Annotated in this window: 14 protein-coding genes and 1 pseudogene; 4 read left to right on the plus strand and 11 right to left on the minus strand. The window is 64.8% G+C overall.

Translation table 11 applies throughout. From position 1 onward, the window contains the following. Positions 1 to 127: 127 nt before the first annotated feature. Both ACSJJT_RS11705 and ACSJJT_RS11710 read left to right on the plus strand, forming a co-directional pair. On the plus strand, positions 128 to 1,120 hold the full coding sequence (locus ACSJJT_RS11705; RefSeq protein WP_435916977.1) for an IS481 family transposase: 993 nt from the start codon (positions 128 to 130) through the stop codon (positions 1,118 to 1,120). Continuing rightward, a pseudogene (locus ACSJJT_RS11710) lies at positions 1,121 to 1,357 on the plus strand (transposase); the annotation flags it as partial. It abuts the gene before it with no gap. Between the two features lie 201 nt (positions 1,358 to 1,558). On the opposite strand, the gene ACSJJT_RS11715 reads toward ACSJJT_RS11710, so the two are convergent. The 8 genes from ACSJJT_RS11715 to ACSJJT_RS11750 form a co-directional block, all read right to left on the minus strand. Further along, positions 1,559 to 3,166: a xylulokinase gene (locus ACSJJT_RS11715; RefSeq protein ID WP_435918451.1), complete on the minus strand. Its 1,608-nt coding sequence runs from the start codon at positions 3,164 to 3,166 to the stop codon at positions 1,559 to 1,561. Between the two features lie 31 nt (positions 3,167 to 3,197). After that, on the minus strand, positions 3,198 to 3,899 hold the full coding sequence (locus ACSJJT_RS11720; protein ID WP_323462601.1) for an L-ribulose-5-phosphate 4-epimerase: 702 nt from the start codon (positions 3,897 to 3,899) through the stop codon (positions 3,198 to 3,200). Between the two features lies 1 nt (position 3,900). Next, the gene (locus ACSJJT_RS11725; protein ID WP_435918452.1) at positions 3,901 to 4,854 is read right to left on the minus strand and encodes a sugar phosphate isomerase/epimerase family protein; all 954 of its coding nucleotides are present in this window, start codon (positions 4,852 to 4,854) and stop codon (positions 3,901 to 3,903) included. A 17-nt stretch (positions 4,855 to 4,871) separates the two neighbouring features. Then, positions 4,872 to 5,885 (minus strand): LacI family DNA-binding transcriptional regulator, encoded by a 1,014-nt coding sequence (locus ACSJJT_RS11730; RefSeq protein ID WP_323462599.1) that lies wholly within the window; start codon positions 5,883 to 5,885, stop codon positions 4,872 to 4,874. Between the two features lies 1 nt (position 5,886). Continuing rightward, entirely contained in the window at positions 5,887 to 6,960 is a 1,074-nt protein-coding gene (locus ACSJJT_RS11735; RefSeq protein ID WP_435918453.1) for an ABC transporter permease, read from the minus strand. Further along, positions 6,957 to 7,961 carry an ABC transporter permease gene (locus tag ACSJJT_RS11740; RefSeq protein ID WP_435918454.1) on the minus strand — a complete coding sequence of 335 codons (1,005 nt, stop codon included), beginning with the start codon at positions 7,959 to 7,961 and terminating at the stop codon, positions 6,957 to 6,959. The genes ACSJJT_RS11735 and ACSJJT_RS11740 overlap by 4 nt, the downstream gene beginning before the upstream one ends. Then, positions 7,951 to 9,504, minus strand: coding sequence for a sugar ABC transporter ATP-binding protein (locus ACSJJT_RS11745; protein ID WP_435918455.1), 1,554 nt, complete (start codon positions 9,502 to 9,504; stop codon positions 7,951 to 7,953). The genes ACSJJT_RS11740 and ACSJJT_RS11745 overlap by 11 nt, the downstream gene beginning before the upstream one ends. Positions 9,505 to 9,588: 84 nt before the next feature. Continuing rightward, the gene (locus ACSJJT_RS11750) at positions 9,589 to 10,617 is read right to left on the minus strand and encodes an autoinducer 2 ABC transporter substrate-binding protein (RefSeq protein WP_435918456.1); all 1,029 of its coding nucleotides are present in this window, start codon (positions 10,615 to 10,617) and stop codon (positions 9,589 to 9,591) included. A gap of 488 nt (positions 10,618 to 11,105) precedes the next feature. Between ACSJJT_RS11750 and ACSJJT_RS11755 the strand changes: the two genes are divergently transcribed. After that, positions 11,106 to 11,432 (plus strand): DCL family protein, encoded by a 327-nt coding sequence (locus ACSJJT_RS11755; RefSeq protein WP_435918457.1) that lies wholly within the window; start codon positions 11,106 to 11,108, stop codon positions 11,430 to 11,432. 286 nt (positions 11,433 to 11,718) lie between these two features. Here the strand turns inward: ACSJJT_RS11755 and ACSJJT_RS11760 are convergent, their stop codons facing one another. Beyond that, positions 11,719 to 12,024 (minus strand): class I SAM-dependent methyltransferase, encoded by a 306-nt coding sequence (locus ACSJJT_RS11760; protein ID WP_435918458.1) that lies wholly within the window; start codon positions 12,022 to 12,024, stop codon positions 11,719 to 11,721. A 298-nt stretch (positions 12,025 to 12,322) separates the two neighbouring features. Here ACSJJT_RS11760 and ACSJJT_RS11765 point away from each other — a divergent pair, with 298 nt between their 5' ends. After that, a complete protein-coding gene (locus ACSJJT_RS11765) occupies positions 12,323 to 12,529 on the plus strand; it encodes a cold-shock protein (protein ID WP_435918459.1) in 207 nt (68 codons plus the stop codon). A gap of 613 nt (positions 12,530 to 13,142) precedes the next feature. On the opposite strand, the gene ACSJJT_RS11770 is transcribed toward ACSJJT_RS11765, so the two are convergent. Then, entirely contained in the window at positions 13,143 to 13,523 is a 381-nt protein-coding gene (locus ACSJJT_RS11770; protein WP_435918460.1) for a type II toxin-antitoxin system death-on-curing family toxin, read from the minus strand. Continuing rightward, positions 13,520 to 13,717 (minus strand): CopG family transcriptional regulator, encoded by a 198-nt coding sequence (locus ACSJJT_RS11775; RefSeq protein ID WP_435918489.1) that lies wholly within the window; start codon positions 13,715 to 13,717, stop codon positions 13,520 to 13,522. Before ACSJJT_RS11775 ends, ACSJJT_RS11770 begins: the two co-directional genes overlap by 4 nt. Positions 13,718 to 13,797 lie beyond the last annotated feature (80 nt).

The following is a 13,797-nucleotide window of genomic DNA, read 5'->3' on the forward strand; positions in this document are numbered from 1 at the left end:
CTAGGTGTAACCACCACACAGGTTAGGTACATCGGGCTGGTCAGAGACAGCTCTGGCTGGACACGGGCGAGGGCCTCTGGGTGAAGTGTGTTGCTACCACACAAAGCACGACTCCCAAGAGGCCCTCATGACCCACCGTAATGCCCCGTTGTCCGAAACCGGACGTTTGCGCCTGGCCTGCTGCATCGTCGAGGATGGCTGGCCCCTGCGTCGGGCCGCCGAACGCTTCAACGTCAGCGTCACCACGGCCCAACGCTGGGCACAGCGCTACCGCGCCCACGGGCCGGCCGGAATGCGTGATCACTCCAGCCGACCCCACCACCAGCCCCGACGGGTCTGCCGTCGCACGCAACGACGGGTGGTGGGATTGCGCATCACCCACCAGTGGGGCCCAGCACGCATCGCCTACCACCTACGCCACCAACACCTCAGCGTCTCGACCGTCGGCAAGATCCTGCAACGCTACGGATGCCCACCCCTGACCTGGATCGACAAGGCCACCGGCGCCCGGCTACGCGCCCAACCCACACCCGTCCGCTACGAACACGACACCCCCGGTTCACTGGTCCACCTCGACATCAAGAAGCTGGGCCGGATCCCCGACGGCGGCGGCCACCGCATGGTCGGACGCGCCCAAGGAGTACGCAACCGTGGCCGATCCGCCAGCGGGGGTGGGTATCACTACATCCACAACGCCGTCGACGACCACTCCCGCCTGGCCTACGTCGAGGTCCTCAGCGATGAGCGCAAGGACACCGCCGCCGGGTTGTGGACCAGGGCCCAGGCCTGGTTCGCCAGCCAGGCCATCACCGTCAAGCGGGTCCTGACCGACAACGGCTCCTGCTACCGGTCCAAAGCCTTCAACAAGGCACTCAAAGACACCCACATCACGCACAAGTACACCCGGCCCTACACGCCCAAGACCAACGGCAAGGTCGAGCGGTTCAACAGGACCCTGGTCGCCGAGTGGGCCTACGCACGGCCCTACGCCAGCGAGACCGACCGCCTGGCCGAACTCCCCGGCTGGCTGCACCACTACAATCACCACCGCGGACACACCGCGCTCAAAGGCAAATCACCCGCCGACCGCGTACCTAACCTGTCCGGCGATTACACCTAGGTGTCCCGAATGGCAGCCGACCCGGACGAACACGTCGAGCAGTTCCGCCACCGACCGCTCAATGCGGCAGGACCGTTCACCGTGAGGTCTTCGGTATGCAGGTGGTCACCAACGAGACCGGTGCGGCGTGGAACGAGTTCTTCGCAGACTTGGTCCGCCCGCGGCCTGTCTGGAGTCCGGTCGGTCACCTCGACTCGAAGCCCTGGCCCGTTGCCGCATCAATGTCGTGCCCACCACCGAAGCCGAGATCGGAGCTGATGATCTGCCCGCACCTACTACCTGACCCGCCCAAGCGAAGGAACACACCGCTACACCACTACGAGGGACTTGACCGACGTCGCGGGCACCCTCGACCTCCAGCATCCAGCGGGAGTTCACCCAGGCGAAGAGGCAGGTGGGATCGAACCAGAAGTCGACGGTCGTGGTCGCGGCCCCACCTTAGTCGGGCAGTGCCTCCACCGCGGCTCTCTCCACCAGGAGGCCGCGACGGTACCGCTCTAGGAAACAGCGGAAACCGGCGACGTCCTCGGCGACCGGGTAAACCGACTCAAACGCGCCGCCGACAAAGACGACCTCGTCCAAGAAATCGGCCAGCCGCCTGCCCCGCCCGGCCACGCCGTAGAGCGCGAGCAATGCCATGCCCCACGGCCCACCCTCGCCTGCATTCGTCCCGACGGCGACGGGCGCCTCCAGCGCGGCTGCCATCAGGCGTTGTCCCACACTAGGGGTCCGGAAGAGGCCGCCGTGCCCCACCCAGCAGTCGATCTCGACACCCTCCTCGAAGAGGATCTCCATCCCCAGTCGCAAGGTGGACATGATGCTCATCAAGTGGGCCCGCATCAGAGGAGCCAGGTGCAAGGGAGCGTCGGGCAGCCGCATCAGCAGCGGGCGCCCTGCCGTCGTGTCGGTGATGGGCTCCCCCGCGACGTAGTTGTAGGTCACGATACCGCCCGCGTCACCTGGCGCCTCCAGCGCGGAGCGGTAAAGGATACCGTAGAGGTCGTCGGGAGGCACATCCACGCCAGCGGCCTTCGCGAACTCGCTGAACAGCCCCACCCACTCGTCGATGTCGGAGGTGCCGTTGTTGCAGTGCACCATGGCAACCACATCTCCGGCAGGCGTGGTGACCATGTCCAGCTCGCGGTGAGGTGCACTCAGGGGGTGCTCGAGAACCGCCATGGCGAAGAGGCTCGTCCCCGCGGAGATGTTGCCCGTGCGCGGCGCGACGGCATTGGTCGCCACCATTCCGGTCCCAGCATCACCTTCTGGAGAGCACAGCGGTACGCCCGGCTGGATTGTGCCGCTCGGGTCCAGCAGCGCAGCCCCCTCGGCAGTGAGAGACCCGGCAGGCTGACCGGCCAGGCCAACACGTGGGAGCACGTCGCGCAGCCGCAGCGGAACTCCTCGCTCCTCCAGACGCTCCTCGAAGATGGACAGGAGCCGCTCGTCGTAATCGCGGGTGGCATCGTCGATCGGGAACATGCCGCTGGAGTCGCCGATGCCGAGGATCCGCTCCCCCGTCAGACGCCAGTGCACATAGCCGGACAAGGTGGTCAGGAAGTCGACGCGGGAGACGTGCTCCTCGCCGTCCATCACCGCCTGGTACAGGTGTGCCACGCTCCAGCGATGCGGAATGTTTACGCCAAGCAGGGCCGACAGCTCGGACACGGCAGAGCCGGTGTTGGTGTTGCGCCAGGTACGGAAGGGCACCAACTGATTGCCCGCGCTGTCGAACGGCAGATACCCGTGCATCATGCCTGAGACACCCATAGACCCCAGGCGATTCAGCTCCAAGCCGTACTCGGTCCTCACCGTCGCGAGAACTCCTGCCACGCACTGTTGGATCCCGTGCCATGCGTCACTCATCTCGTAGGACCACACCCCGTCAACGAGATGGTTCTCCCAGGAGGAGGTCGCGGTTGCGACGGGAGCCCCATGATCGTCGACCAGGACGGCCTTGATGCGGGTCGAACCGAGCTCGATGCCCAACGCCGTGCGCCCTTCGGCCAGGGCGTCTCGCCGCTCGTCGGGGTAGCGTGCCTTCATGGGGGTTACCTCTCGTTGTGCATTGACTGGATCAGTGCTGGCCGTACACGTTCTGGTACCGCTCCCAGAGCCGGTCGACCATCTCGTCGGGCAGGGATTCGACCGGCCCGAGCTGGAGCGCCGCGTGAACCGTGCGGGCGACCTCCTCCACCATGACCGCAGCCTTGACCGCGGCTGTGCCGTCCTTGCCGACGGTGAAAGGTCCGTGCTGGGCCATGAGGACCGCCGGCGACCTGCTGCCACGCAGAGTCCCCACGATTCCTTGACCGATCGAATCGTCGCCGATGATCGCGAGCGGGCCGATCGGGACTTCTCCCCCGAACTCGTCACCGCACATGGTCAGGACGCAGGGGATCGGCTGACGGCGGGCTGCAAAGGCAGTGGCATAGGTGGAGTGAGTGTGGACGACACCTCCGACCTCGGGCATGTGCCGGTAGACGTAGGCGTGGGCCGCCGTGTCCGACGACGGCTTCAGCGATGCTGCAGTTCCGTCGTCGATCTTCGCCCCGTCCAGGGTACAGACGACCATTGCCTCCGGCGTTAGCTGGTCGTAGGTCACGCCTGAGGGCTTGATCACGAAGAGGTCGGCCCCGGGAACACGCTCCGACACGTTGCCGGCGGTCCAGACCACTAGGCCCCAGCGCGGCAGCTCGGCGTGCAACGCCACAACGCGCTCCCGGGTCTGGGCCACCGCAGCCTGGACGTCGGGCGAGAGCTCCGTCAACCTCAGCATGTCAGTTCTCCTCGGTCATGGCACGGACGGCATTCTCACGCTCACGGAAGTAGCCCACAGTCTGCCCGACGAGCGCGTCGAGCGCCTTCGGGTCGGGCATGCCGTTGCGCGCCGGGTAGGGACCAGCCCCGGGACCGAGCGGCTCCGGAGTGACGAACCGGCCGGGCGCGTTGTGCCCGATGAGATAGAGCGCCATGATCATGGTGTCGACGTCCATGGACCCCTCCCCCAGAGCACGACGGTTCGAGTCCGCCAGGTGCAGGTTCACCAGCCGTTCGCCCGCCTCCAGGATAGCGCGGGGAATGTTGGGCTCCTCGACCTGCATGTGGTAAACGTCACCGTTGATGTGAGCAACGCCGGGGTGGTCTACCCGCTCGATGTACTCGACGGCCTCCTGCACCGTGTGGACGATGGAGACCTCAGCCGCCCGGATGGGCTCGATGGCAGCCTTGACGCCGGTCTCGGTGAAGACACCGGCAGCGAGACGCAGCGCGCGATAACTGCGCTCGACCTCGTAGGCGTCGTAGGCCTGGGAGCGACCCACGGCCCCCGGCACAACCAGCAGGTAGTGGCCACCCATGGCGGCTGTGAACCGGGCTTCGCGACGGATGTAGCCGATGGCCTCCTGCTGCTGGATGGGACGGTTCGACGCCAGGTCGTTGTCCTCGGAGAACATTCCGCATACACCGGAGGTCTTGAGGCCATGACGCTCCAGGACGGCCTTGGTCTCCTCAACCTGATAGCCGAGGTCGTCGCCATAGTGATTGCCGTGCAGCTCGATGTACTCCAGCCCATTGGCGCTGAGCCGCGCGCACGAGTCATCCAGGTCTTCCAGACCGAATCCCCAGTTGGACCAGGACATGTTCAACCGCGGCTCGAAACGAGCCGGGTCCTCCTTCTTGGCAGTCAGGTACTCCTTGCGGATCTCCTCGCGCCAGGCGTCGACGTTCTGCATGGGTGTTCCTTTCATGGTTATGCCGACTCACGGATCATGAGCTCGGGTGTGAACAGGCGGCCTTCCACCGCGACATCGCTGCGTTCGGCTGCCTCGAGCAACTGGGTGGTGAGGTGAGCACTCATCTCACCAAAGGGCTGACGGATGGTCGTCAGCGGCACGTCGAGAACCGCACCGTAGGGAATGTCGTCATAGCCGGTGACGAGGATGTCCCGGCCGACCACCAGTCCCGCGCCGCGGACCGCCCGGCATGCACCGATGGCGGTGTAGTCATTCAGGCACACGATGCAGTCCGGCCACGTGGACCGAGGCTGCGCGAGGATCTCGCTCACGACCCGGAAACCGCCGTCCCACGTCGGGCCGGCCGCGGGCACCCGGCGCACCTGGTCCGGATCCAGGCCGCGGCTGTCCAGAGCGGCCACGAACCCCGCCCAGCGATCGCGGTGTTGGACCGCGTGAACGGGCTCCTCGACGAAGCAGATCCGATGGGCACCCCGGTCCACGACGTGGCCGGCAATGAGTCCCATGCCCGCAAAGTCGTCGACGGTGACCGCTCTGATCCGCTCGTCCTCGCTGCGCTGAGCGAAGAGGAGAACGGGGTGACCTCGCTCCTGGAGGCGGTTGAGAAGGTCGAAACTGCCGCCCGAGGTACACACGGCGAAGGCATCCACCCCAGCGCGGCTCATGCTCTCCAAGGCGGCCCGCTCGGCCTGGTTGGACTGCTGGGTCCCGGCCAGCATCAGTGAGCTGCCCGCCGCCTGGACCTCTTGGTCCATGAGATTGGCCACGTGGGAGAAGAAGGGGTTGGAGATGTCGAAGACCACCACCCCGAGGAGGCGTGAGCGCTGACGGGCCAGCGCCCGCGCCGCCGGTCGCGGCCAATAGCGTTGCCGCGCCATCTCAGTCTCCACCCGAGTTCGAAGAGCAGGGCTCACGCGCTCGGGATGGTTGATAACGTTCGAGACTGTGCCAACCGAGGCGCCAGCAGCCTGCGCCACCGAGTAGATGCTCGCGTTGTTCCCCTCCGTCATGTCAGGCTCGCAGTCCGTACCGGCGCGCGGCGTAGCTGTTCATCAGGACGGCGCAGATCAGCAGGAGACCGAGCGCCAGCAACTGGGTGCGGGGGCCAAGGCTTCCCTGGAAGGAGATCAGGAGGGCCGCGTTCAGCCACGTGATCAGCAGCGCGCTGGTAATGACACCACTCACCCGAGCGAGACCACCGGAGATCAGGACGCCACCGAGCGCCGCGATCGTGATGGCAGGCAGCGCCATGCCGTTACCGCTCGTGCCGGCATCGGGACGTGCGGAGGCGAACTGAGCCACGTTGACGACAGCTGTCACGCCGGACAGGAGCCCGGAGGCCATGTAGGCGGAGGCCCTCGTCCAGCGAATACTCTGCCCGGCGTACGCAGCGGCCGTGTCATTGGTGCCGATGGCCAGCAGCGAGCGTCCCCACGTCGTGTGTTCCAGCATGAACCATGAGATCACCATCGCCGGCAGGAGGAAGCTCAGGACCTGAATCGGCAGTTGCACGTCTCCGAACAGCGAAAGGTTGCGGGTGAGCTCGTGCGTGGCGGCGATCACCGGCCCCGAGATGGGAGCCTGGCCGCTGGCCACCATGGCAATCGACGCGAAGGCATACGAGGTCGCCAGCGTGGCGATGAGGGGTGGGAAGCCGAAGTATCCCACGAGCACGCCGTTCAGCAGACCCATCAACCCGCCGACAATGATCGCCACGAGGGCCGCGAGGAGGACCGGCACGCCAGCGTGCTGGACAAGCGCGCCGAAGACGAGGCCGCTCAACGAGACCATGGCGCCGACAGACAGGTCGATACCGGACCGGCCGGACGTGATGACGAACATCTCCGCCAGGGCGAGCAGGGCTACAGGGACGAAGGCCTCGAGCGAGGACGCCATGTAGGAAAGGTCGAAGGGGGCATACAGGTTGCCGTTGTTCCCCAGCAGGTAGAACACGATGACGAGGATCACGGTCAGGACCGCCAGCGCCGCGACGCGCTCAGTCAGCGCGATGCGCAGCAAGCGCGCACCCGTCGATTCCTTCTTGGGCTGCGTGGCCACCGCCATGTCTGCAGGAGTGGTGCTCACTTGCGGTTTCTCCTTGCCTGACGGGCCAGGTCAACCCCGACCGCAATGATGATGATGACACCCACGAAGAGCTGGGTGAGCTGGCTGGGGAGATGCAGGTGCGTGACGGCCGCCTGAACGCTGCACACCAGAATGGCTCCCAACACGGTCCCCAAGACGGTGCCTCGGCCGCCGATGACCGACGTGCCGCCGATAACGCAGGCGGCGATGACAGACATCTCGAGCCCGGTACCGATGTTCTGCTGGACAAGTCCGCCGTTGCCGATCAACATGACGCCGGCAATGCCGACGGCGATGCCGCTGAAGACGTAGAGCTCGAACACCCGGCGCTGGACCTTCACGCCAGCCAGTCGGGCGGCGACGGGGTCATTGCCGATGGCATAGATATGGCGGCCTGCTGACCAGTCACGCATGTAGAACCACGCGAGCAGGGCGATCAGGAGGGCCAACCACATGGCGTTCGGTATGCCGAGGAAGGAGGCGTCGACACCACCTCCGAGGAAGCCGAGCGTATTCGGCACCCCAGCCAGCTGGGTGTCTCCGAAGATTTGAAGCGCTACAAAACGGAAGATGTTGAGGGTGCCGAAAGTCACGACCATGGCGGGGACTCGCCCGAACGAGATGAGCGCGGCGTTGATGGCGCCCAGCAGGGCACCCACGATGATCGCGACGAGGATGGCGACCGGCGCGCTGACGTGGAGGTCACGCAGCATTCGCCCTACCACCACCATGACCACGGCGAGCATGGAGCCCACAGAGACGTCAATCCCCGCCGTGCACATGATCGCTGTCATGGCGACGCCCATCACGATGATGGGAGCCACGCCGTAGAAGATGGAGAAGACGCTGCTGGGCTCGACAAAGGTTGGAGTGACGATCGCCATGATGATCCACAAGGCTGCGATCACTCCGACCAGGACAATCTCCTGACCTTCGATCCAGGGACGGCGCTGCTTCGGTGCGGCCTTGACGCCACTCACGGCTTGTGTGTCAGTGCTCACCGGTGACAACCTCCCCATCCGAAGTTTCGCCCGACGCCGCGGACAGCAGGCAGGCGGCAGAGACGTCTGCAGGCAGCTCCTGCTCGGTCACGCCTCGTCGCAGCACGATGATGCGATCGCAAAGAAAGCGGATCTCTTCGAGGTCTGTGGAGAGCACCACCGCGGCATGCCCCTCGGCGACGTGGTCGAGGATGAGCCGATGTATCTCAGCCTTGGCGCCGACGTCGACGCCCTGCGTCGGCTCCTCGGCGACCAGGATCTTGGCCTCCTCAACGAGCTGACGTGCCATGACGACCTTCTGCTGGTTGCCACCGGAGAGCGCCCCGATCACGGTGTCGGGGCCAGGAGCCTTGATGCGGAGACGATCGATCATCTCCCGCATCACGGACGTCTCGCGCTTGTGGTCGAAGACACCGCCCTTGGAGAAGTAGCGCAGATGGCTCGACGAAAGATTGAAGGCGAGCGACTTGGGAAGAAAGACGCCCTGCGTCTTGCGATTGCCCGGCAGCAAGGTGATCCCCGCATCCATGGCGCAGCGCGGAGAGGAGAAGCTACGGGGGAAACCGTCGACGGCGATCTCGCCGTGGTCCGGCCGCAAGATGCCAAAGAGGCAGCGGGCGAGCTCGGTAGCACCTGAGCCGATCAGGCCGTACACGCCGAGGACCTCACCGCGGTGCAACTCGAAGTTGGCCGACTGCAGACGGTCTCCGCAGCCAAGGTCCTTCACCGACAGGATGACCTCGTCGCTCACGTGGCTGGGACGCTCGCCGCGGTCAGCGACCTGGAACTTGTCCCCCACCATCGCCGTGGCGATCTTCGCGGGCGACATCTCCCCCGTCGGGTAGTCACCGACGATCGCGCCGTCGCGCATCACCGTCACGCGGTCGGTGATCTCGGTGAGCTCGTCCAACCGGTGAGAGATGTAGATGACACCGATGTTCTCCTCACGGAGCCCGCGGACCGTGGCGAAGAGACGTTCAATATCGTGGTTGGTGAGGATGGCGCTGGGCTCGTCGAGGATCAGGAGACGGACGTCGGCGACGAAGGCCTTGGCGATGGAGAGCAGCTGCTGCTCTCCCACCGCAAGATCGCCGACGCGGGTGTGCATGATGTCCGGGCTGAGGTTGAGGCGGGCCAGGAGATCGGCCACACGCCCCTGCTGCTCGGCCCACGCAACACGCCCCACCTTGGTGAGCTCGCGACCGAGGAAGACATTCTCGGCGACGGTCAGGTCAGCGAACAGCTGTGGCTCCTGGTAGACGGCCGAGACGCCCGCCGCGAGCGCAGCTTTCGTATTCCCGTGGACCAGCTCACTGCCGTCGATGAGGACCGTCCCCGTGTCGGGAGACTCCGCCCCGCTGATCATCTTGATCAGCGTCGACTTGCCGGCGCCGTTCTCTCCCGCGAGGCCGCAGACCTCGCCCGGGTAGACTTTCCAGCTCACGTCCTTGAGGGCGTGGACGCCGCCGTACCGTTTATCGATGTTGCGTATCTCGAGCACGGGCGTGCCCGTCTTGGTGGTCTCCGTCACTGGTGCTGCCATCTCATATCCTTGTGAGGGTGGGGCGCGGGGACCGCGCCCCACCCTGATTGGTTCAACTGGGTGGCTCAATCCACCCTGGGATTACTAGTAGTTGAAGTTGCCCGCATTGTCCTTGGTCAGGATGAGGGGCTCCCCGAGCAGCAGGGTCTTGGTCGACTCGTCGTACTTGATGCCCTTGAGTCGGCCGACGTCCTGGGTGGGCTCAAACTTCTTGCCCGAGGCTAGCTGGAAGCCGGCCCAGGCGGTCAGGTAGCCGTGATCCTCGACGTTCCAGAGCACGGAGGCGCTGGAGGAACCGTCAGTGAGATAGGGCAGCATGGCCTTGGGCGTGCCGACACCAACCGTGAACACCTTGCCGGTCTTGCCGGACTCCTGGACAGCCTGAGCGATGCCAGGGGCCGCGGTGGTGCAGGGGCCGATGATGCCCTTGAGGTTGGGGTTGGCGTTCATGAGGTCTTTGGCCATGGTCACTGCCTTGGCCTGGTCCTCGTCGGCGTACACCGTGTCCACGATCTTGATCTTCGGGTAGTCCGAGACAGCCTTGCTCTTGACGACCTTGATCCATGCGTTCAGGTTCGAGGCGGTCTGGCCGCAGGACACGATGGCGATCTCGCCCTCACCGTTGATGGGCTTGGCGATCTGCTCGAGGAGGGCGGCGCCGATGCCGTCCTCAGTGGCCTGCGTGACGAAGACCTCACGCGCCGAGTTGGGAGCGTCAGTGTCGGAGGTGCCGACCTTGATACCCTTGTCCTGCGCCTCCTTGAGCAGGGGCCCCATGGAGTCGGGGTCGTTGGAGGCGACCATCAGGGCGCCCACCTTCTGCTGCATGAGAGAACGGACGACGTCGCCCTGGGCGGCAGGATCGGCGGTAGTGGGGCCGCTGTAGACCCACTTGAAGCCGAACTCCTTGGCGGCGTCAGCACCGCCCTTGTTCATCGCCTCGAAGAACGGGATGCCCTGGATCTTCGGGACGAAAGCCACCGAGACGTCCGAGGCAGCGCCCGAAGCGGACCCCGTCGAGGCGGTGGACTTGTTGCCGCCGGCGCATCCAGCGGCGGCGAGTGCGAAGGCGGTTGCGAGGCTCGCGACCGCGAGACCATGTCGACGCTTCATGATTTCCTTCCGGACAACTTTGGCCTTGCGCGCCATGGAGGTAGGCACGCGGGATTGAGAACGACTTTGAAGCGCTTCAAAGATAACAGATACTATCCACCTCCGAGTCACAGATGTCAAGACCTCACGCGGCGGTGGTCACATGCAACCCGGAGCCTGACCCGTGCTGTGCTCTTGGCCGCTCTTGACGAGCTGCAGGACCGGCGGGTTCATTACTGACGCTGAGCTGCCCGTGGTGGATGGTCTGGAGCTGTACAGGCTGTCAGACCTGTGACGCGAGTCCGTGAGGCGCTGATGGTCTCCCGTGACGGGGGCCCTACCGGCGACAATGAGGGTCTTCCCGTCGATTGATCATCTGACCCGCGTCCACAACTGTCTGGGCTTCTCACCAGTCCTCGCCCACAAGCAGCAGACCATCGAGTTCGACCGCGAGCCTCATCCTGTGTCGAGGCTGCGTGAAGTGACTCCATGACTACACCGTCGACACCTTGACCTTCGCCACCACGGGCAAGTCCGTGCCCACGCCAGCCTCGTGGTCAACCGCGCTGCACTGGGAGAGATTCTCACCGGTTCCGACGACACCGTCGCCAGGGCTGGCTCACCATCCCGAGGCCCCTCGCAAGCACGGTGCAGAGGTCGCCGTCACCGTCGTCGCGCTCATTCCCGAGTGGGGCACCCGCAACTTCCACGCCATCCGCGAGGACTGGTCGACCGACAACTGGTATATCAAGAAGCGCATCACCAATCTGCGGCCGGACAGCCGCTCAAACCGGGAGGAACAATCATCACTGACACCGCCCATCTCGACGAGCTGATCGCCGCTGAGCGAGCGAAGGCTGACTGTTACGGCGCATGACGTTATTGACGCTGGGGAGATGACGTAGGGGCCGCCCTTCGTCAGGATGGGAGTTGCGAAACCATCCAGCCTTGGAAGGAGCCTACCCTTGAGCACTCACGCTCATGCACCCCTGTCGGTTGGGGCGCCGACGTCTGGTCCAACGCTGTCAGACCCGTCCAATCACCCACGTCGGCGCCGAAATGGGTATCAGCCGCGCGGCCGCGCATGAGTGACCACGCTCCCGTCATCGTGGACTACGCGCTCTAGGCCAGCGGATTCATCCCGACCGTCATGATGTGCGCCGACAACTCGGTGAGGCGCTCTCGAATCTCGCCAGTGCGGTCGAGTTCGCGCATCCGCTCCATCGTCTGCAGCGGCGACGCGGCCATGCCCACCTGCTCGGATACCGGACCGACGAAGACGACATCGAGACCGCGCGCCGCCAACCAACTGGCATAAACACTCGTGGCGCCGCCGATGTCCAAGACTCGGGCCTCGGGCGGAATGAAGCTCAGGTAGTGTCGCGTCGCCTCCAATTCCAGCAGCCCGGCGGTGTGGCGACCCCGCAACCAGCCCGCCTCGGAGCAGTTCGCGTAGAAGGCGCGAGGTTTGGCGTCAAAGTCTTCTTACTGAGCCATACAGCCATCCTCATAGACCTGAGAACCAAATACACAGCCAATTTCCTGGCCCCGTGGGCAGCGGGCGGGTCCAGGGCATGTAGACTGAAGCCATTGTTCGACAGTAGGGTTGGTTTGCATTACGCAAGACGGGTTCTCACGGATCCGAGCAGTTCCTTCTGGCAAGTGTGAAGAGCAACATCCGGAAGCGGCCGAAAAGCGGTCGCTCCACAAATCGAAGGATTGCACCATGGCAACCGGCACCGTTAAATGGTTCAACGCCGACAAGGGCTACGGCTTCATCCAGCCCGACGACGGCTCCGCCGACGTCTTCGCTCACTTCTCCGCTATCAACTCCTCGGGCTACCGCTCGCTGGACGAGGGCGACCAGGTTGAGTACGACGTGGAGCAGGGCCCCAAGGGCCCACAGGCGTCCAGCATCACCTTGAACCGCTAATATCACGTGATCTTCGGCGAGGCCGCTGCCCTTCGGGGCGGCGGCCTCGTGCTTTTCCTTCGGCAAGCAGATCACCAACCGCCGGGACCTCGCGCCCGACCAGAGGCCGATGCACTCCCTGTGACCAGCGAGTTCGACGAGCGCGCCCGCACCCAGGACGACAAGCCAGGTCGACGCGGGGAGGCCCCCGCGGTCATCATGGGCGGGTGACCCCCTCAGCCACCCACGAAGTCCTGGAGATCGTGGCCGGCGCCGGGTTCGCCCCAGCCCCGCGTACGACCTGGTGATCACCCGCATGACGATGCACCACGTCGCCGACCTCGAGCACCTCATGACCAGCGTGCGCACAATGCTCCGCTCGGGCGGCGCCTACCTCGCCATCGATCTGACGGACCGCAGCGCCGACTTCCACGACCACCCGACGCCTCCGGTCCCAATCTCATATTCACAGGGCAAGGGCGGACAGGTTCAGTTGGCGTCAGGATCAGCCACCACCGTTGACATACTCACTACAGGCAAGCTAGAGGTCCCAAGCCCAGCTCAGACACCATCTAAACGTGAAACGAAACTCAATTACACGTTGAAGCGGAATTCCACCGGCTTCCGGGCAGAACTAACGTCTTTTGGGATCAACGCACCACGACCGAAGCGACGCAGCAGCCTCATCCAGATCAGCCCTACCACTCGCCACGGCGACGACGAGGTTGTATGCATCGTCGTCCGGAGCTTCCACCCACCAGCCATTGAGGTCCAAGAACACCACCATCGCCAACCATCCCAACCGCTTGTTGCCGTCCACCAGCGCATGATTGTTCACCAAAGAGTCCAGGAGAGCCGCAGCCTTGGACCCCAGTGTTGGATAGGCATCACCGCCCCACAGCGAGGTGCGTGGACGCGCCGCCGCAGACTCAAGCAAACCAACATCACGTACGGGACCAACCCCCAAGTCTTCAACCAAGGCCATAAGGTCCTCAACCGTGAGAAAAACGGTCATCGACCCAGCCGATCAAGGACATCGGCATACCGAGCCCGCGCCCTCGCCGAGGCGTCAGCCACATCCTTCGTGTGCCCCCTCCGCGCCGCCACCTCATGGATCGCGCGAATCGTCGCCTCCTGACGACTGATCCCGTCATCCTCGGCAAGACGCGCGAGAATCCGCTCGTCCTCTTCTGTCAACCGCAACGTCATGGCCACGAGATGATGATACCAGAGTGGTATCACCATCGGGCTGGAAGGTCGCCGCACCAAAGCTCCACCAAGTTACGAAA

Source organism: Cutibacterium nasicola (genome assembly GCF_051303185.1).
Classification (GTDB): domain Bacteria; phylum Actinomycetota; class Actinomycetes; order Propionibacteriales; family Propionibacteriaceae; genus Cutibacterium.